The following is an 18916-nucleotide window of genomic DNA, read 5'->3' as shown; positions in this document are numbered from 1 at the left end:
TCACACCGGAGTCGGCGTGAGGGCGACCGGTGCGGTGGGCGCGGACCGCGCCGCCCGGATGGTGTACGCGAGTGCGTACGGCGTGCAGGCCAGGTAGAGCATCGGTTCCAGCGGCACGTGGAGGGTGATGATTCCGAAGATCTCCCAGGGGATGGCGGGCCGGGGCAGGGCGATGTTCCAGTCTGTCCAGGCGGCGAGGAGCCACAGCGGCGCGGAGATCCGGTCGATGCTCTCCACTGGCGTCGGACCGATGACCGGGCCGGCGCGACTGCCCGCCGCGATGGCGTCGACGACGGCGAGAATGACCGCGAGGTCGGCGACGGCGAGTGCGCCGAGGACGCCCACCCACCAGGCCGCGCGGAGGCGGTTGCGGGCGGCGAGGCTCGCCGCGGCCCAGAGCGCCAGCGTCAGACCGGCCAACCAGAGCAGCAGCCCGGGTACCGAGGTGGCCAGGTCCTCCGGGACGAGAGCGGACAGGCACGCGACCACTGTCACGCCGATGGGCAGCACCACGCCGAGCGCGATGCGCAGCGGGCCGTCGAGTGCGCCGTGCCGGGCCCAGCGCGCGGCGACCATCGCCAGCAACACCGCCAGCACGACGGTGAACGCCGTCCAGAGCGGCTTCTGTGCCCGCTCCGGCCAGTCCACTCCCGCCAGCCAGGGCTGAATCGGATCCAGCACGTACGCGCCGCCGATCACGATCGTGACGCAGGCGATCGGGGACAGCAGCAGAGCCGCAGCGGTACGGCCGACTCGACCGCGCAGCAGGCGGCGGTCGACGACCGGGGCGCCGGCCCGGCTGACCGCGAGGCTCACCGCGAAGCCGAGCATTGTCGTCCAGCGACCGGTCTCGGCGAGCACGTGCACCTCGGCGGCCCACTCGCGGCGCAGCTCGTGCCGCAGATCGGCCGGCCAGCGGCGCGCCGCCAGATCCAACAGCACCTCGGCGATCCGGCGGGTCACCACGCCGGTGCCCCGGTGGGCTCGGTGCCACCCCACGAGGGGCGACCGTCGGGGATCGCGGCACGGAGGTCGGCGAGCGCCTGCCGGGCCTGCGCCACGCCTTCGGCGGTGAGGCGGTAGTAGCGACGGGCCGGCCGGCCGGCCTGGACCGGGTCGATCGGCTCCCAGTCGGCGGCCAGCCAGCCGGCCTCCTTCAGCCGGTGCAGCACCGGGTAGAGGGTGCCGCTGGGCAGGCCGGTCAGTCGCATCAGGTCCAGCCCGTAGCGCTGCTCGTCGGGCTCGGCGAGCAGCGCCGCGAGCACCTTGGCGACCGGAATGGTGATCCGCATCCGACCACTGTATCGGAACTCTACATAGGGGTGGGGGTGCGCTCGACCGGGATCCACAGTTCGGCGTCCGCCACGGTGCCGTCCGCGGACACCCGAACCCGGGAGATCTCCGGTCCGGGTCGGCTGCGGTACGGGTTGGACGGGAACCACTGGGTGAACACGTCGCGCCACAGGTGCTGCACGGCCTGCGGAAACGCCCCGGAGGTGGTGAACACCGCCCACGTGCCGGCCGGCACCGGCAGCGCGTCCAGATCCTCCGGCGGCACGGCACCGGTCACCACGCCGTGCCAGTAGTCCAGCTCGGTGCCCTCCTGCCGACTGTCGGCGACGTTGTCGCTGACGTTGACGATCCCCTGCGGCTCCTGGTCGGAGAGCGCCTCGATCCGCGCGGTCGTCTCCGTGTCGATGCTCCGGACGAACGCGACGATCGCCGGGTTCATCCCCTCGTGCACCAGTGGGACCCGGGCCCTGCGTCCCACCAGTGCGAACGCGTCCTTGTCGACGATCCGGTACTCCATGCTGCCGCTCCCTTCGACGGTGAGTCGGAAGGACATCCGGGGCTGGGCACGCAGCGCTGCCCCCGTACGCCGAGCCTCTCCGGGCCCCACGCCGTGCACGGCGTGGAACGCCCGGGCGAACGCCTCGGCCGATCCGTAGCCGTAGTGCACCGCGACGTCGAGCAACGTCCGCTCCCCCGCCAGCACGTCCGCGCCAGCGACGGTGAGCCGACGCCGCCGGACGTACTCCGACAGCGGCATGCCGGCCAGCGCCGAGAACAGCCGCCGGAAGTGGTACTCCGACGTCAGCGCGATCCGCGCCAGCTCGGCCACCTCGACCTTGCGGTCGAGGTGCCGCTCGATGTGCGCCATGGCCTCGTTGAGCCGCTCCAGCACCCGGTGCTCCCTTCCTTTGGAGCACCAACGCTAGGTCGCCGGGCCGGTGGCCCACCCGACATCCGATGCCCGCATCGGTCGGGTGCGACCGCACCGGTGGTCGTGTCGTAGCCTGGCCGACTTGCGGGGCCGCGAGGCACCGCCAGCCCCGACGTCAGCGGGCCGGCTGTTGCATGATCCAGGTGGGGACGGGCTCCGACAGGGTGCCCAGCACCTCCCAGCCGGCGCGGCGGTACAGCTCGACGTTGGCCGGGTAGCTGGTCTCCAGGATCGCCGGCAGGCCGTCGGCGGCGGCGCGGGCCAGCCCGGCCCGCATGACGGCACGGCCCCAACGGCGTCCGGCGCTGTCGGGGTGGGTGCCCAGCACACCGAGGTACCAGAAGGGGTACGTCGGCAGGGCGGCGTGCACGGTGTCGTCGTAGCCCCGCACGCGGGCCAGCACGTCGGCGGGGTATCGCGGTTCCTCCGGCGACCCGGGGCCGACGCCGGGGGCGTCCGGCGGCGCGTCAACCGGCGGCTCGGCCGGCGGCTCGGCCGGCGGCTCCCAGATGGCGACGGACGCACCGCCGCCGATCGTCCAGATCGACGACCTGTGCACCCGCTTGTCGAAGAGGTCCCCGAAGAAGACAGCGGCGTAACGCGGATAGGTGTCCTCGTCCGGGAACAGATGTCGCAGGATGGGATCCTTGACGAATGCGGCAACCAGCGTGGCGACCACCGCATCGCGGTCCGTTGGCGTGGCGAGGGTGATCTCAGGCGTCGTCACAGCAGTCGATGCTATCCCGGGATGGGCGCGCGTCAGCCGAAGGTGAAGGCGTACGCCTCGGCGCCGGGCGCACCGAACGTGATCTCCAGGGTCCGCTCACCGACCGTGCCGTCCTGGCGGACAAGCTGGTAGAGGCGGCCATCATCCAGCACACCGTTGCCCGCCTCGTCGACATCGACGCCGTGCGACGGGCCGGGCGCCGCACCGTCGAGCAGCACACGGAACGGGATCGACGCTCCCGCCCCGGGGGCCAGCACGAGATGCGCGTCGCGGGCGTGGAACCGGAAGGCGATGCCGCCGCCGGCCCGGTCGAGCACGACGTTCTCCGACCCGATCGTCCACTCCCCCGACAGGGCCCACGTGTTGACGTTCAGGCTCTCCGGCACCTGGTAGGCGCGGCGTTCGTCGAGCGCCGGGCCGTTCGGCGACGCGAAGTGGTCGCCGCGCCGGAAACCGAGGTACGTCTCGGGCGTGCGCAGGTTGGTCCAGTCGGCCTCCGCCTCCGGGCCGACACCCTTGACGGGTACGGGGTCGCGCTCGATGCCGAGCAGTTGCTGGAGCATCCGCTCGGACTGCTCGTAGCGCCCCTCACCGAAGTGCTCGTCGCGGATGACCCCGAGGGTGTCGACGAAGTAGAGCGCCGGCCAGTAGTGGTTGTCGAACGCGCTCCAGATCGCGTAGTCGTTGTCGACCGCCACCGGGTAGTCGATCGATCGCGCCGCGACCGCCCGCCGCACCCAGTCGACCTCGTGCTCGAACCCGAACTCCGGCGTGTGCACCCCGACGACGATCAGCCCGTCGTCGCGGTACGCCTGCGACCAGGCACGCACGTACGGCTCCTGACGCAGCCAGTTGATGCAGGTCAGCGTCCAGAAGTTGACCAGGACGACGCGCCCGCCCAGGTCGGCGGGGCCGAGTGGCTCGGAGTTGAGCCACTCGGCCGCCCCGTTCAGCGCAGGCAGGTGCACGGCCATCTAGCGCAGCGACCGGAAGGCGGTGCGCAGTTCCTCGGAGAAGATCTTCGGCTGTTCCCAGGCCGCGAAGTGCCCACCCACGTCGAGCTTGTTGTAGTAGATGAGGTTGGGGTACGCCTGCTCGGCCCAACTCTGCGGCGCCTCGTACAGCTCGTCGGGAAAGACGCTCACGGCGACCGGGATGGTCACGCCCTTGGCCGCGAAGAACGACAGTTTGTTCTCCGCGTACAGGCGGGACGCGGAGACCGCGGTGTTCGTCAGCCAGTAGAGCGAGATGTTGTCCAGGATGTCGTCGCGGGTGAGGCCCGCCTTGGCGCCGTCGAAGACCTGTGCGATCAGGGCGAGACTCTTCGCGTCGTGGTCGAGCAGGAAGGACGCCAGACCGACCGGAGAATCCGCCAGGCCGGTGAGTGTCTGCGGCCGTGTCGCCATCATGAGGGCGTACGCGACGTGTTTCCAGACGTAGTTGGCTTCCTCGGCGGCGCGCATCTCGTCGGCGGACAGACCGGACGGCAACGAGCCCATGGCGTTGTTCGCGCCGGTGGTGTCGCCCTGGAACAGCAGGTCGATCTCGGGTGGGATCGCACCGGGCATGTTGGTGTGGATGCCGAGCAGTTCCGCGGGCGCCTGGAGGCCCATCTGATCCACGATGACCGCGCCCCAGTCGCCGCCCTGCGCGACGAACCGGTTGTAGCCCAGACGCGTCATCAGCTCGGTCCAGGCGGTCGCGATCTTCTGCGGGTTCCACCCCGACGTGGTCGGCTTGCCCGAGAAACCGTGGCCCGGCAACGACGGGATCACCAGGTGGAAGGCGTCCGACGCGCTGCCACCGTGCGCGGTGGGATCGGTCAACGGCTCAATGATCTTCAGCTGCTCGATCACCGATCCGGGCCACCCGTGGGTGACGATGAGCGGCAGCGCGTCCTCGTGCTTCGAGCGCACGTGGATGAAGTGGATGTCCACCCCGTCGATGGTGGTCATGAACTGCGGTACGGCGTTCAGTCGCGCCTCGACCTTGCGCCAGTCGTACTCGTTCTCCCAATAGCGGGCGACGGCCTGAATTGTCGCGAGTGGCACGCCCTGCGACTGGTCGTCCACCGTCTCCTTGTCCGGCCAGCGGGTCGCCTTGATGCGCCTCTTCAGGTCGTCGAGGTCGGCTTGCGGAATGTCGACGCTGAACGGCCGAATCTCCGTGGTACCGGGACGGGTCTTGGTTTTGACAGCCATGCGTGTTCCTCTCCGTCTGGGTTTGCGCCTCGTGAGGAGAAAACATGGGTTGCAGGCGCTGCCCGGCCTTTGTGTGCCAATTCGAGATGGGCACGCCGCCGCCATATCTCGGAGCCTAGAACGCCGCACCTGTCGCTCGTGGCGATACGACTCGTGGCGATACGAGGAGCCCTCTCACTGCTCAGGTCCGGGTGCCGCGACGGCGTGTTCGGCGGCGCGGCTGACCTGCTCCCAGCCGGCCCAGGTGGCCATCCGCCGGCGGGAGATGTCGAACGCCAGGTCGTACACCATGCTCCCGAGCAGGAGCCGCAGCGGCGGGTCGTCGCTGTCGACCAGGCGCAGCAACGCCTCGGCGGCCAGCCGGGGCGCGCTGTCGATCGAGCCGTCCGCCCACTGCCGCTCCAACTCGGCCCGCAGCGGCGCGTAGGCCGGCAGGGGCGTGGTGGCGCTCAGGCTGGTGTAGAGGTCGGTCCAGTATCCGCCCGGCTGCACGATGCTGAGCGTGACACCGAAGGCCGCCGCCTCCATCGCCAGCGCCTCGCTCATGCCCTCCAGGGCGAACTTGCTCGCGCTGTACAGGCCGGTGCTCGGAAAGCCGCCGAGCGCGGCGATGCTGGAGATCTGCACGATGTGTCCGGACCGCTGGGCCCGCAGGTGTGGCAGCACGGCCTGGCTGACCCACAGCGCGCCGAAGACGTTGACCTCGAACTGGGCGCGCGCCTGCTCCTCGGTGAACTCTTCGATCATGCCCATGGACAGGGTGCCGGCGTTGTTGACGACGATGTCGAGGCGTCCGAAGTGCTCGACGGCGGTGTGCACGGCGGTGATGACCGCCGCCCGGTCGGTCACGTCGAGGGTCAGGGCCAGCAGCCGGTCGGCGTGCCGCTCGTCGAAGTCGTCAGTCGCGATGGTCCGGGCGGCGGCGACCACCCGGTCACCGCGGTCGAGCGCGGCGTCGGCGAACGCGCGGCCCAGACCGCGGCTGGCGCCGGTGATGAACCAGGTACGCATGGGGGTCTCTCTTCCCTCGTGACGAGACGAGACGGTCCGTCTCGTAATGCCAGAAGAGTAAGCCTCGGACGGGAGGCCGTCAAGACGATACGGTCCGTCTCGTTACTGGTATCGTGCCGCCTCATGACGCCCAACACGGCACGCCGGCGAGAGACCTCCCGACGCGCCATCCTCGGCGCGGCCTTCGACCTGCTCCAGGAGGTCGGGTACGCGAAGGTCAGCATCGAGGGCATCGCCACGCGCGCCGGGGTCGGCAAACAGACCATCTACCGCTGGTGGCCGTCCAAGGGCGCGGTCATCTTCGACGCGTTCCTCCTGCTCAGCGAGGCCACCGAGGGTGGGCCGCCAACCCTGCCGGACACCGGCGACCTGGCGGCGGACCTGACCCTGGTGCTGCGCGCCACGGTCGAGGAGATGAACGATCCCCGGTACGAGCAACCGATGCGCGCGCTGGCCACCGAGATCGCACACGACCCCGAGCTGGCGGCGGTCTACGCCGAACGATTGGACGGGCCGTTGAAGGAGGCCAAACGGCAGCGCCTGCGCAGCGCCCAGCGGGCCGGCCAACTCGCCGAGGACATCGACCTGGACGTGGCGGTGGACCTGATCTGGGGGCCGGTGTTCAGCCGCTGGCTGCAACGCGGTGGGCCGCTCACCGCCGAGTACGCCGACCTCGTCGTCAGCACCGCCCTGAACGGACTGCGCCCCCGCCGATCCGCCGAGTGACGACAGCTGGGACGGCTTTGCGCTGCCCCCGAGCCATGCGGCAACATCAGGCGCCGTGACGGCACCAGGCACGGCCCCCGACGACGACAACGGCACACCTCGGTCGAGTCGGCGGGTCAGACACTGGCTGGCCGGCGCCGGGGTCACCGCGCTGGCGGCCGTACTCGGCATCACCCTCGCCGTCCGCGGCGGTGCCACCCCGGCCTGCGCCGCCCCGCCGACCGGCAATGTCGTCCACGCCGCCCCGCCGAGCGGCAACGCCGTCCACAAGGGAAAGGCCAGCTTCTACGACGCGGGCCGCTCGGGCGGCACCTGCTCCTTCCCGGGCCCGCCGGCGGACCGGCTCTACGTGGCCCTCGGCGCGTCCGCGTACGCCGGGTCGGCGGCCTGCGGCAGCTACCTGGACGTGACCGGCCCGAAGGGCAAGGTCCGGGTCCTGGTCATGGACCAGTGCGGCGGATGCGGCGCCGGCAAGATCGACCTCTCCGACGAGGCGTTCGCCAAGATCGCCGACCGGGCGCAGGGCATCGCGCCGGTGACGTACCGCGCGGTGGTGAACCCGCCACTCGACGGCGGCCTCACCTTCCGGATGAAGAGCGGCGCTTCGCGGTACTGGTTCGCGGTGCAGGTCGGCAACCACGGCAACCCGCTGCGCTCGGTCGAGGCGGCCGGACCGGGCGGCGGCTTCCGCAAGGCGGCCCGGCAGATCGACAACTACTGGACCGTCGAGAGCGGGCTCGGCCCCGGGCCCTACCGGATCAGGGTCACCGACGTGTACGGGCGCCAGGCGACCGCCACCGGTATCCGGATGACCCCTCAGCGCATCCAACGCAGCACGGCCACCCTCGCCAGTGCCGCCCCGCCCAGCGCTTCCCCCTCGGCCCCGCCGAGCCCCACCGTCGCGCCCTCGCCGACCCCGACGGAGTCGGCCGCACCGACGACGACAGTCGAGGCGCTCGCCGGTGCCGCCCCGCTCGACCGTCCGCACTGCTGACCCGCCCAGTCGCCGACACGGAAACCTCGGAGTGGGGCTCGACCGGCGAGGCCGGCGGGCCAGGCACAACCATGGCCGGCATCGCGGGCAGAACCGGACGCAGCCCCAGGCCGGACTATGATCACCCGCCGTGACAGTCAGACGGTTCGAGGACGACGAGGCCCGTGGAGGCGACCTGGCGGCCGCGCGGCCAGGGCGACGTCCCGCCTGGCGTTCAGTGGTTCTCGCGGCGCTGGCCGCGGTGCTCGTGCTCGCCGGCTGTTCGAGCGGCCCGGCTAGCCCGCCGACCACCGGGGCCTCCCCGCCACGCTCGACGAGCGGGCTGGGTCAGGCGCCGGACGTGCGGACCGGCGAGTCAGGCTCGGTCAGCGCCGACGAGGCGCAGCGCCGACGCTTCACCGCGGCGGCCACCCTACTCAAGACCAAACCGGGGGTCCTCGGCATCCTGGTGCGCGACCGGCGGACCGGCGAGCTCTGGCAGGCAGGGACCACCGACCATCCGATCTGGACAGCCTCCACCATCAAGCTCGCGATGGCCGTGGGCCTGCTGGAGCGTGCCCGCGCGGGCGAGATCACCCTCGACGCCACCGCACGCCGGCAGATCGCCGACATGCTCAACGTCTCCTCCGACGACGCGGCGACCGCCCTGTGGAACCGCTACGGCCGCGACAGCCAACTCACACGCTTCCAGCAGCGCTACGGAATGACCGGGCTGACCACCGTCGCCGGCTACTCGCGCTTCTGGGGACACCTCAAGTGCACGGCGGACGATCTACAGCGGTTGATGTCGTACGTGCTGGACCGCCTCAACCCGACCGACCGGGCCTACCTCCTCGACGCGATGCGCTCGGTCGGCGCGATCCAGCACTGGGGCATCTGGGCGGCCGGCGCCGCACAGCAGCCCGGCACCAAGAACGGCTGGTCGATCGAGCCAGACCCGGGCGGTAAGCACTGGGTCACCAACACCGTGGGATTCGCCGGCGACGGCCAGCGTTATGTCGTCGCCATCATGTACCAACTCCCACCCGGCAAGACGATCGACGCGGGGGTGCACACGGTGAGCGACCTGGTCGCCACCGTCTTCGGGGCGCGGACCCCGGCGCGGGTCACCGTGCCGGACCCCAGCACCGGAGTCTGAGGCTGCCGGCCCTGATCAGCGGAACGGGCGCGCGACGATCGCGAACAGCGTCCGGAGCAGCACCACCACGCGGTACACCGCGTACACGATCCACCCGAGGAACAGGGCGGCGGCGGTGGCGAGCAGGGCACGCCCCACGTAGCTCGTCTCCTCGACCACCAAGCCGCCCGCGATCATGACGGTGGCCACGACACCGAGCAACACGACAGCCCGCCCCACCCCCTTCGCCGCCTCCCACAGGGCGGTCGCGGGTGCGCGGGCCGGCACGGCTCCCGATGGGGGCAGGGTGGGCGACGCGACGGATGCCGGGGCCCGCGCCGCCAGTTCGTCGAGTTGCCGACCCGCGGCGCGGTCCCGCTCGTCGGCGGAGCGACGCAGGACCGCCTCCAGTGCCCGCAGGTCGTCCCGATCGCGGAGCAGCCCGGTGCGTGGATCAGCGAGGAGCAGCAGCGGCACCGGAGGCCCCTCGTCAGCCGAGCGCGCCAGCACCCACGCCTTACCGAAACCGCTCAGCTGACCCGGTTGCCGCACGTGGACGATCCCCGACAGCAGGCTGATCGGGGGTGCCGCCGGGTCAGGACCGATCACGAGGCCGGCGCCGTCGATCATCGCCTCCCCGTCGACCAGATCCCGGCAACCCTCGGTGAACTGCCGCACCCCTGTGGTGACGACGCCGACCACCACCAGGGACACGACCAGCACGAGGACGCCGAGCAGTTCGTTACGCGGCGCCACCGCATCGATCAGCAGCAGCGGAGGAACGAGGACGAACAGGTACCAGCCGGCGAACAGCAGGGCCCGACGCCGGTCCAGCCACCGCACCAGCCGGGCACGGTCGGGCTCGTCGGGAAAGCGCCGCAGGGGGACCGCGTCGGTCGGCAGGACCGGTTGTCGACACAGGTCGTGCAACAGGTCACCCGCCAGCTCCGCCAGGTCCCGCGCGAACTGACCCTCCTCGTAGTCCACCTCGCGGAGTGTGAATAGTTCGATGGCCGCCTGCCCGTCCACCGGGCTCTTCTCGGGCAGCGGGACGCCCAGGCGCACCCCGGCAGCCGGCACCAGCAGCAGACGCGGACCCCGCAGGGTGCGCCGGCCGACAGCCGCCGGATCGTCGACGAGCACCACCGCGGCAACCTCGTCCCACCGCAGGTGGCGTTTCAGTTTCGGGGTCCGCACCGACAGGCCCCGCCGGTCGACGTCGACGCGGAACGGCGACACCGCGTCCCGCACCAACCGGCCACCCAGCGCCAACCCGAGCGCCACAGCCGCCGCGCCCAGCACCAGGCCGATCCAGGCGACATCCAGCAGCTGGTACGCGATGACGACAGCTCCGGTGAGCAGCAGCACCCCGAAGAACAGGAGGACAACACGGTCGAAGTACGGTTGCCGTACCTTCACCGCCTCATCGTCCAGCACGAGGTCAAGGCGTCTGTCGCGCCGGATTGCGCCATCATCGGCCCGGCGGCCTCACCGCTCGGGTCGAGCCTGACTTGTGTGCCGCTTCGGACGCCGGGCCCGGGACAACCACCCGAGGAACCGGGCGTGCATCGCGGTCGGGTCCGGGCGCAGGCCCAGGCCGTACACGTCATCGATCGCCTCGTGCATCGACGCGGCCAGGTAGAACGCCAGGGCGATCGAATGGCCGTAGAACTCGGCCGCGAGGTCGAGCCAACGGATTGCGTACTGGGGTGGGGGTCACCCAGCAGTCGGACGATGCATCGTTCCAACGCGCGGTTCCCGCAGAGAGTAAGCGATGGTCGAATTCCGTTGAAGCATGAGGGTAGAAGGTGGGACCTGTAATGGTGGACCGGTCATGCGATCGGTCCACCATTACGGCTAGAACAAGTGAATCTCTCTCGTCTGCCCGTCTGGGCTGACTACACGAATCGACTCGCCCGCATCAAGCATGCGTTGCACCCACGCATACAGTTGAACCGCGCGATTTATCGTCTCGGTTTTGTTGTCGCCCGTCGATCCACTAACCTCTTCCAGCGCAACCATTGTGCGTGGAAGAAGGTTCACCGTTACCTTGGTCAAGGAACCTCCGTGACCCCGAGTTGTCGGCGGCTTAGGTGGGGCCAAGTCATCCTTCGGCAGGGCGGGTTGCGGTTCGGCGACTTGGTCGCGGTTAATTGCTACGGTGCCTTCTGGTGCGGTGACTGTGGGCATTGGTTCTCCTCTTGTCGACCCCCCACCCGGAAACCAGCTCTGCCAAGCTGTCCCCGAAACCGGGTGAGGCGCTCTGCGGGGAGGGCCGGGGCGTGTTTCGCGTAGCGACACGACCACTCGCGGCAACGAATGATCATCTTGCTACCTCGCGGTACTACTTTGCCGGACGACTGTCCTGCAAGGCAAGCCCGAACCATATGCTATACGGCTCCCGGCTGGCTCCGTGGGGATAACGAACCAGTCCTGCCCTGGTTCCGGGCCACCCCCCACTGGCAGGCAAATCCGGACGCGGCACGCACGTGGTACGGTACCGCCCGAGATCGATGGCTGATCAAGACCAGCTCCTGCACGTACAGAAGCTGGTCCCGATCAAGTTGCCGGCGCAAGTCGCATCAGGTGAACCTTCAACCCGAAGGACAGGTTCATGCCAAGCAGGAACAACGGTAGATCGGCGCCGACCGAGGTGGACTTCACCACCACGGAGCGCCAGCCCGACCCCTCAGACGAGCGGCGCGGGCACCTCAAGATCCATCTCAAGGGGGTCGAGTGGGAGAGCGGCAACCTCTCCTCGGCCGCTGTTATCGCAGTCGTCGGGCTCTTCCTCGCGGGCGGTATCGCTGGCGGAACCGTCCTGGCTACGCACAATCTGCCCGGTGATACCGCCCCTCTGCTTCTCGGAGGCGGCACCCTCGTCGTATTGATCATCGCCGCCACGATCATTCTGGCGCTCAGCCAATCAGAGGACCGACGGCGTCAGAGAACGCAGCGGGGCTACAACCGATCTTCGGAAAGGGGCAGTCGGGGCAGGCCGAGCCGGAAGCCTGGTAGGCAGGGGCAGCGGCGGGACCGCTAGGAGTCAGTGCCACTCCTGCCCAGCCGGGGCAGAAAAGCGGCCCTGAACTGAGGTGAGACAACCGCTGAACGGACTGTTCAGGCCCCTCGGCGGGGCCTGAACAGTCCGTTCAGGATCCGCAACAGGCACGGATGCCGCACGTGCACGCCCCCGTGATCCCGGCGGACGCCGGCCCCCACATCGGGCTGTCCGGGCCGTTCGCTCTGACGCTCGCCAGCGACGGCACGTGGGTCGGGCATCTCGAAAATCTGTACGTCGACGACATGGATGCAGTCGCGGCTGCCTGCGGCATGGCAACCGTCGAACAAAAAGATCGGGGACATGAGTTCGAGGTGGTCGACCCTGACGGCAACCGGCTCCGCATCGGGGCACTCCCCCGATGAGCCGACGGAAGCTTCATACCGCGTTGGCATGCCGACCGGAGAGGGGATGCGCCTAAATCGGGCTGGACGGGCAGGTAGTTGTCCAGCCCAAGCCGTCGCCGGTTAGTTGGCGTCAGACACGACTGCTGGCCTCGGCCATGGCATCGCGCATGTCGGCTGTGTGTTGGTCCGCGAGGTCCGACCGGCCGTGGTATTGCGCCGGGGTGTTGTGGAACAACGCGACACGCCACGTCCCGTTCTGCTGCACCGCGACCAGCGACTGCACTGCGTTCACCGCCGGGTTCACATCTGTTTGGCCTGGTGGGACCATCCCGACCCGCGCTCTCAGCAGCGCAACCGCGTGACCGAGTGGACGCACCTCCTGCACTCTCCACACGTACGAGGCGGTCGGGTGGTCCGTGAAGATCGGCGCCAGGTGCCCTTCCAACTCCGACGCGCTGACCTGGCTGCCGTCGAAGCCGACAAGCGAGGCGTCGTCGGCGAACAAGGCGGCATACCGGCGCGCGTCGCGGTCGTTCCAGGCGGTCAGCAACTCCTCATAAAGCCGCTGTACGGCAGCGCTTTCTTCAGCCATGCCTCTCATCCTGCCACCCAGGCTGACGGCGGACCGGCCAGCGCCATGCCGTACGCCTGGCGTCCAGCGATTCCATCAATGCCGGGGGACGGGCTGGTCCGATGGGGGGACCCCTCCCGCCGTCATCGAGGGCGATACTCGACGAGGCGCGTCGTCGCCCGGTTCTGGTTCGAGCGGCAGCGCCCACGCGGAAGGAGTACCGGTGAGTCAGCCGTACCACGCAGTCGCCGCATGGCGTGCGGCCGGCGAGGCTGGTGACGCCGCGGCAGCGGTCGCCGCTCTCAGCCCGGAGGTCACACTTGTCTCGCCGATCACCGAGCAATTCACCTTCCAGGGTCGCCAACAGGTACGCGACCTGCTTGAGGTGGCCCTGACCGCGATCGACGGCATCACCTACACCGACCAGGTCGCCGAGGGCCGTACCGTGGCGCTGTTCTACGAAGCCCAGGTCGACGGCCGGCGCATCTGTGAAGCGCAGCGGCTGCGCCTACGCCCGGACGGCCTGATCACCGAGATCACGCTCTTCATTCGCCCGCTGCCGGCGCTGACCCGGCTGATGACCAGGCTGGGGCCCGAACTGGCCGGGCGCAATGGACAGCCCGGCCTTGCCCGGCTCATCCCACTCGCCGCCGGAATGTTGCACTCGATGGCCGACACCGGGGAACGGCACATCGTGCCGCGCCTCGATAGCGGTCCCCGACGCACGGGTGTGCGACCCGCTGTGGATAGCATCGTTTGTGCCAGATCTCCACGTACTTCGGGTGTTCTGCGGTCCCGGCGGTCAGCCGAGGAGGTCTACGCGCTGCCGGTTCTGCCGCCCGGTGACGGGTGACTGTACGCGTGGGCGTGGCAGGACCGGGTCGCCAGTCGGACGAGGATGAGGCCATCGGAGCGTCCGTGATCGTGCTCACCGCCGAACTGGCCGCGATGCCTATCCGGGCGGCCGCCGCGTTGCGTGGGTCACTCGATCAGCTCTGCGCGTACCCGATCAGCGTCCGGCCGCGGCACAATACCGGAATTGCCATGCAGCTCTCCTGACATAGCTAAAGTCAAGCTTCGACTAGACTGTGTTAGAGAAGGATTGGTCTAGAGGAGAAACGGGATGTTCACCTAGGTCACATCATCCTCGGAACCCGCTGACATGAAACCTGGAGATTTGGCGTCAAACGATTTTGGCAAATCTCCGCCAAAGTCATAGGCCATGAGTTCCGCAGGTGAGACACTCGATTCTTTTAACAGCCTCAGAATGTAATCCCGAAGCTCTTGGTAGTCTTTCCGATCCTCGTCCCACCTGGTGGATGAGATGTATCCATTACTCGAAATTACCGTTGTGTCCCTGGCCTCCCTGTACTGCTTACCGTAGGCCGCAGCACAGCTGTCGAATGACTCGTGTTGGACCATGTCGGCGGGGGTCGGGTTGACCTGTACGTACCTTAAGTCAGCTATCGCTCTAGAGGTTAGCATTCGCTGCAAGGCTCTCACGACAATGCGATCAAGTGGAGATCCGACATTCTTCAGGATCTGCTCGGCCAGCAATTCGATCCTGCTATTAACCTGCGCGAGCATTTCTAGACTGTCGGCCATCTGCCGCTCCTCGGCTCCCCGCTTCAAGAAGGCATGCATCATGCCGGCCCACTGCTGCCGTAGATAGCTTTCGATGTCGCTGAAGTTTCGGAACGGTGCGATTGCGTTGTTCTGAGCCCGGGTTTGGACCTCTTCGATAAACTCGAATATTTTCGGGCTATCAGCATGGGGAAAAGAGACGTGCGCCAAGACCTCTGGGCGGGACGCGTTTGCACGGTACAACTCGAAATCGTTAGCGGTTCCCTGCTCGACAAGTGCGAATACGGGTATGTGCTGCTTGATTGCTGTCTGGTACTCGCCGTTGGTCACAGACTTATCACTATCCCGCGCAAGACTTCCGTATCGACCCCCGATAATCAATACAAAGAGGTCGACGTTCGGAACTTCCTTGAAACAGGACTCGGAAGCGCTAGTTGCCGGATCGTAAAAGACCGCCCCGTCCTCACTTAGGACGGCGCCATAACCCAGCGCTTCAATCATTCGCTTGAGGCTCTCACGAATGTAGCGGAGGTCGTAGAAAGTGGAGCTCACGAAGACGGTAGGGGATGCCATAGAGCGATTGTTGCATCGGATGCTCCGTGACTGGATGCTTGGAGCCTGGCGAGTCGCGGGGCGCTAGTAGTTTGAGGAGGAATGCCCGCATTGCCCGGGGTGCTGCATAGTTGATCGGCAACCCCTGGCCGGTCAACCTAGCAACGACGGCCCCGACATGGGTACACAGTTGCGAACTTACAGAAGATAGCCCCCAGGCGGCCGACGCCAAACTTGTGGAGCTGATTGAGCATGTCGTCCGGCTTCGACATGCGCCCCGACCCGATCATCGACTCGGGGGCACAGCTTCCGCTACATGTAGCAGCCGCCGGCATGTTCGAAGAAACCCTTGCCGAGGATAGCGCCTTGCCTGACACGTATGCGGGAGGGCAGCAGGAATTGATTGACGCGATGCGTGCCGATCTGGACCGTCTTGATCGGGCCATAAAGCAAGGCGCAGGGGAGGACGAGGCAGCTATTGGGCAACAAGACCACGCGCGCCCTCAGGCCGTCTCAGGTCGAACCTTGACGGGGCGAAGATCCCACCGCAGAACCGCCCCGGATGGGTGGTCACTTGTGATCACCCGGTAGACGTGACCCGCCGCCCGCTCTCCCCGATGCCGCATCGAGTGGTCACCCGGACGAGTCTGGCCCTCAGATACAACGCTCTCACGGGCGCGGTTCCGGAACCCCAGCCGCAGGCCCGAACAGGCTATCGATCGCGTTTCGGGTGTGTTCCTCGCGGGACGGCATCAGCGCAGCTTGGTCGCGATATGTCGGGCACAGTCACGTGGAAGGCTGCCGCTGGCTCGCCAGGTCGCCATCCCCCAGCCAGAGCCTTGCGGACGACTGCCACGACCGTCGACGGAAGTACAGGGACGGGCGGGCCGCCGAACCAGTTGCTCGGATGGTCCTGAGGCATGCTGACCAGCAGCACGCTGCCCTTGCGGTCGGCTTGCTCGATGGCGAAGGTAAGTGGTCGCTCGCAGAGTGCCTGGTCGTAGGTCGGCTTCCCGCGCACTCGCCACCGGTAGACGATGCCGTCGACCGTGGTCAGCCTTGAGCCCTTCCTGGTCAATGCCATGCCGATCCCCCTCGCGGTCGATTGTGGGGCCCGTCAGGAGGGTGAGACGGTCGGAGTCGACGCCGGGTCGTAGTTGGCGTCGGATCGGAACAAGACGACGCCGCTCGCCGAGTCCAGCAAGTATGAGGCTGACACGGCCGAGCCTTCCTCGCCGTCGCTCCAATCCAGGCCGGTCCCACCACGCCACTCCGGTTCGGCGGGCAGCCAGGACGACAGCCGCGGGTGTGGCGCGACATCGTCGGGGATGTCCACGTCCAGGGCAGTCGTCAACTCGGTCAGCCTGGCAATGTCGGCCTGCGCAACCCGGACCGCGCCCTCACGCACCAGGAAGAGGTCGCCAACGTTGAAGTCGCAGCGGCCGTTCTCTGTCCACTCCCACCAGTGGACCTCCAGGACCCGACCCAGCGGTCGCAGCTCCGACTCGATCGGCGCGGCTTCGGTATGCACGGATGCGTCGACCGTCACCTCCGGCTCGGCGCAGCTGAACGGCATAGAACACCCGCCCTGGGACATCGACAGTGCGCCCAGGGCAAGAATGCCCACCACACGGCGCCTCACGTCACCACCAGGACGAGCACTGTGGGTAGCGAAGGGTCGATCATCCGACCCAGCGCAGCTGAGGTTGCCACCTCGCCGTCAAGCCATTGCGAGACCGCCCAGGGCCACGGATACCCGAAGTCCGGTCGACCCACCGCGACCGGTTGCGGGATGGCCAGCGGTAGGTGCGGGGCCAACTGTGGCAGCCACCGATACTCCTTCTCGGCCTGCCTGACGGCACCGGCGTGCCGAGGCAACCGGACCGCAAGTTTCTCGCCGATCCGATGGATGACGTGGTCGGACCCACCCGGCTCAACCAGGCGCAGCGGCAGCCCGGCCCACTGTGGGAACTGTGTTTCGATCAACCGTTCGACAAGTACGCGGTCGATTCGAGGTCGGACAATCACCAGGGACGGCTCCTACCGGGAGGGAAATCATGACCAGGAGAGCTCACGACTGATCACCTGTCGACCGGTTTCCCATAGGTACTCGTCAACGATCAGCTCAGAGCCTTGATCACGGCTCTGAGCTGGTGGGCGACGGACGAGTCGACCTGTACGCCGGACTATGGCCATTGTCCCTCCGACTGAGGCCATGGGCATGAATTCCGGTGGCAGAGGGGAAGCCCAGAAGGCTACTCTCAGTTCCCGCCGAGGGTGAACAATGCACTACAAGCTCATCCACTTGAACGAGAGGCAATACATATGACCAATGAAGCATCATTGCGCTTTCCCCGATCCTCGCAGTATTCGCTTGACTGGTTGAAGTCGTGCGTCAGCGGGGGAGCCAACTCGCTTTGGCTCACAGAGTGGCTCACTCAGCAGATGCCTCTACAAAAAGGAATGAGAGTTTTGGATCTCGGCAGTGGCCGCGGAGCTTCGTCGATCTTCATGAGCCGTGAATTCGGTGTCGAGGTGTGGTCGGTGGACCTGTGGTTCGGAGCAGATGAACGCGCTCTGCGAATTCATGATGCTGGTCTTGACAAGAGCGTGTTCGCGTTGCATGCGGACGCGAAGTCGCTGCCGTTTTCGACGGGCTTCTTCGATGCCGTGACCAGCATCGACTCGTTCATGTACTTCGGGACCGACGACCTGTTCGTGAACTACCTTGCGCGCTTTGTCAAGCCAGGCGGTCTGATAGGAATTGCCAATGCCGGCCTGATGCAGGAGATTGACGGACCCATTCCTGATCATCTCACCGGCTGGTGGGAACCAAGCATGGCCTGCCTGCACTCCGCCGGCTGGTGGTCTCGGCACTGGCAGCGCAGCGGAGTAGTCGCGGTGGAGGCGGCCGATGCAATGCCGGACGGATGGAAGAGATGGCTGGAGTGGCAATACGCTGTCGCCCCTGACAACAGCGCGGAAATCGGGGCTTTGAAGGCCGACCAAGGCCGCAACCTTGGATATGTCCGAGCCGTGTGTCGCCGCCTACCGGAGGCTGCACTCGACGAACCAATCACGTCCATCCCTGTCGACTACGAATACCGTCCTATTGCAGCTGATTAACCGCAGTGCCTCTCGCCAGGGCGGGGGGCGCAGCATGCCTCGTTACGGCGTGGGGCCCTGATATTGGGATTGCCTTGTTACCACCCAACTCCAACGACACCTAACAGACGACCAGCTCAGAGCCTTGATCGAGGCTCTGAGCTGGTGGGCGACGGACGAGTCGACCTGTACGCCGGATTCTGTGCGCGGCGCGTACCCCGGAGGGTGTGCGCCGGCGGCGGCCATCCATCTCGGCCTGCCGTTGCCGGCAGGCTCCAGCGGCCTACCCGCAGACATCGGGCGGGCAGCCCTCAAGCGTCTGCGCCGGGTCGTCATCTTGCGGTGACGGCCCTTGCTTGGCCTTGCTCCGGGTGGGGTTTACCGAGCCACCCCGGTCACCCGGGGTGCTGGTGGGCTCTTACCCCACCGTTTCACCCTTACCGTCCCCGTTGGGGTCGGCGGTCTGTTTTCTGTGGCACTGTCCCGCGGGTCACCCCGGGTTGCCGTTAACAACCACCCTGCCCTGTGGAGTCCGGACGTTCCTCGGCGGCGGGCCGAAGCCCGCCGACGCGACCGCCCGGTCGACTCGTCCGTCGCGCTCCCATCCTAACGACGTGATGGGGAGGCCCCGTTCCGCCCCGGCCCGGCTCGGCCGATGACGATGGCGGATCGGCGCGACCGGCAGACGGAGGCCGG

20 protein-coding genes, 1 other RNA gene and 1 pseudogene are annotated in these 18916 nt (G+C 67.7%); 8 read left to right on the top strand and 14 right to left on the bottom strand.

Translation table 11 applies throughout. The features are described from left to right. The 7 genes from AB0B14_RS14600 to AB0B14_RS14570 all read right to left on the bottom strand — a co-directional run bounded on the left by AB0B14_RS14600 (window position 1) and on the right by AB0B14_RS14570 (window position 6163). A complete protein-coding gene (locus AB0B14_RS14600) occupies window positions 1–999 on the bottom strand; it encodes a hypothetical protein (protein ID WP_357522687.1) in 999 nt (332 codons plus the stop codon). Then, window positions 960–1292, bottom strand: a complete 333-nt coding sequence (locus AB0B14_RS14595) for a PadR family transcriptional regulator (RefSeq protein ID WP_357522686.1) — start codon at window positions 1290–1292, stop codon at window positions 960–962. Before AB0B14_RS14595 ends, AB0B14_RS14600 begins: the two co-directional genes overlap by 40 nt. A 20-nt stretch (window positions 1293–1312) precedes the next feature. Continuing rightward, on the bottom strand, window positions 1313–2185 hold the full coding sequence (locus tag AB0B14_RS14590; RefSeq protein ID WP_357070476.1) for an AraC family transcriptional regulator: 873 nt from the start codon (window positions 2183–2185) through the stop codon (window positions 1313–1315). 154 nt (window positions 2186–2339) lie between these two features. Then, window positions 2340–2951, bottom strand: a complete 612-nt coding sequence (locus tag AB0B14_RS14585) for an N-acetyltransferase (RefSeq protein ID WP_357522685.1) — start codon at window positions 2949–2951, stop codon at window positions 2340–2342. 32 nt (window positions 2952–2983) lie between these two features. Further along, the gene (locus AB0B14_RS14580; RefSeq protein WP_357522684.1) at window positions 2984–3925 is read right to left on the bottom strand and encodes a thioredoxin; all 942 of its coding nucleotides are present in this window, start codon (window positions 3923–3925) and stop codon (window positions 2984–2986) included. Further along, window positions 3926–5152 (bottom strand): epoxide hydrolase family protein, encoded by a 1227-nt coding sequence (locus tag AB0B14_RS14575; protein ID WP_357522683.1) that lies wholly within the window; start codon window positions 5150–5152, stop codon window positions 3926–3928. 174 nt (window positions 5153–5326) lie between these two features. Then, entirely contained in the window at window positions 5327–6163 is an 837-nt protein-coding gene (locus AB0B14_RS14570) for an SDR family oxidoreductase (protein ID WP_357522682.1), read from the bottom strand. A gap of 123 nt (window positions 6164–6286) precedes the next feature. Between AB0B14_RS14570 and AB0B14_RS14565 the strand changes: the two genes are divergently transcribed. The 3 genes from AB0B14_RS14565 to AB0B14_RS14555 all read left to right on the top strand — a co-directional run bounded on the left by AB0B14_RS14565 (window position 6287) and on the right by AB0B14_RS14555 (window position 9021). After that, the gene (locus tag AB0B14_RS14565; protein ID WP_357522681.1) at window positions 6287–6889 is read left to right on the top strand and encodes a TetR/AcrR family transcriptional regulator; all 603 of its coding nucleotides are present in this window, start codon (window positions 6287–6289) and stop codon (window positions 6887–6889) included. Window positions 6890–6944: 55 nt separating this feature from the next. Then, window positions 6945–7883, top strand: coding sequence for an expansin EXLX1 family cellulose-binding protein (locus AB0B14_RS14560; protein WP_357522680.1), 939 nt, complete (start codon window positions 6945–6947; stop codon window positions 7881–7883). Between the two features lie 130 nt (window positions 7884–8013). Further along, entirely contained in the window at window positions 8014–9021 is a 1008-nt protein-coding gene (locus AB0B14_RS14555) for a hypothetical protein (RefSeq protein ID WP_357522679.1), read from the top strand. Between the two features lie 15 nt (window positions 9022–9036). On the opposite strand, the gene AB0B14_RS14550 is transcribed toward AB0B14_RS14555, so the two are convergent. Both AB0B14_RS14550 and AB0B14_RS14545 read right to left on the bottom strand, forming a co-directional pair. Next, the gene (locus AB0B14_RS14550) at window positions 9037–10419 is read right to left on the bottom strand and encodes a hypothetical protein (protein WP_357070501.1); all 1383 of its coding nucleotides are present in this window, start codon (window positions 10417–10419) and stop codon (window positions 9037–9039) included. A gap of 69 nt (window positions 10420–10488) precedes the next feature. Then, window positions 10489–10626: a hypothetical protein gene (locus AB0B14_RS14545; protein WP_357070504.1), complete on the bottom strand. Its 138-nt coding sequence runs from the start codon at window positions 10624–10626 to the stop codon at window positions 10489–10491. A gap of 988 nt (window positions 10627–11614) precedes the next feature. On the opposite strand from AB0B14_RS14545, the gene AB0B14_RS14540 reads away from it, so the two are divergent. Together AB0B14_RS14540 and AB0B14_RS14535 are read left to right on the top strand one after the other, a co-directional pair. Further along, window positions 11615–12043 (top strand): hypothetical protein, encoded by a 429-nt coding sequence (locus tag AB0B14_RS14540; RefSeq protein ID WP_357070507.1) that lies wholly within the window; start codon window positions 11615–11617, stop codon window positions 12041–12043. 131 nt (window positions 12044–12174) lie between these two features. Beyond that, window positions 12175–12291 (top strand): annotated as a pseudogene (locus tag AB0B14_RS14535) (DNA-binding protein); the annotation flags it as partial. 247 nt (window positions 12292–12538) lie between these two features. On the opposite strand, the gene AB0B14_RS14530 reads toward AB0B14_RS14535, so the two are convergent. Further along, on the bottom strand, window positions 12539–13000 hold the full coding sequence (locus AB0B14_RS14530; protein ID WP_357522678.1) for an SgcJ/EcaC family oxidoreductase: 462 nt from the start codon (window positions 12998–13000) through the stop codon (window positions 12539–12541). A 202-nt stretch (window positions 13001–13202) separates the two neighbouring features. Here AB0B14_RS14530 and AB0B14_RS14525 point away from each other — a divergent pair, with 202 nt between their 5' ends. Further along, window positions 13203–13832, top strand: coding sequence for a nuclear transport factor 2 family protein (locus AB0B14_RS14525; RefSeq protein ID WP_357522677.1), 630 nt, complete (start codon window positions 13203–13205; stop codon window positions 13830–13832). Window positions 13833–13897: 65 nt separating this feature from the next. Then, on the top strand, window positions 13898–14038 hold the full coding sequence (locus AB0B14_RS14520) for a hypothetical protein (RefSeq protein ID WP_357070516.1): 141 nt from the start codon (window positions 13898–13900) through the stop codon (window positions 14036–14038). Window positions 14039–14110: 72 nt separating this feature from the next. Here the strand turns inward: AB0B14_RS14520 and AB0B14_RS14515 are convergent, their stop codons facing one another. The 3 genes from AB0B14_RS14515 to AB0B14_RS14505 form a co-directional block, all read right to left on the bottom strand. After that, entirely contained in the window at window positions 14111–15115 is a 1005-nt protein-coding gene (locus tag AB0B14_RS14515; RefSeq protein WP_357522676.1) for a DUF4062 domain-containing protein, read from the bottom strand. A 1117-nt stretch (window positions 15116–16232) separates the two neighbouring features. Then, window positions 16233–16742, bottom strand: coding sequence for a hypothetical protein (locus tag AB0B14_RS14510; protein ID WP_357070522.1), 510 nt, complete (start codon window positions 16740–16742; stop codon window positions 16233–16235). Window positions 16743–16753: 11 nt separating this feature from the next. Beyond that, window positions 16754–17143: a phosphotransferase gene (locus tag AB0B14_RS14505; protein WP_357070525.1), complete on the bottom strand. Its 390-nt coding sequence runs from the start codon at window positions 17141–17143 to the stop codon at window positions 16754–16756. A gap of 297 nt (window positions 17144–17440) precedes the next feature. Between AB0B14_RS14505 and AB0B14_RS14500 the strand changes: the two genes are divergently transcribed. Continuing rightward, on the top strand, window positions 17441–18241 hold the full coding sequence (locus tag AB0B14_RS14500) for a methyltransferase domain-containing protein (RefSeq protein WP_357070528.1): 801 nt from the start codon (window positions 17441–17443) through the stop codon (window positions 18239–18241). A 152-nt stretch (window positions 18242–18393) separates the two neighbouring features. Here AB0B14_RS14500 and rnpB read toward each other — a convergent pair. After that, an RNA gene (gene rnpB / locus AB0B14_RS14495) (RNase P RNA component class A) lies at window positions 18394–18809 on the bottom strand. Window positions 18810–18916 lie beyond the last annotated feature (107 nt).

It is taken from the genome of Micromonospora sp. NPDC049171 (assembly GCF_040648275.1).
In the GTDB taxonomy this organism is placed as follows: Bacteria; Actinomycetota; Actinomycetes; order Mycobacteriales; family Micromonosporaceae; genus Micromonospora.
Note: the sequence above shows the minus strand (reverse complement) of the source record. Positions and strands in the feature narration are given on the sequence as shown.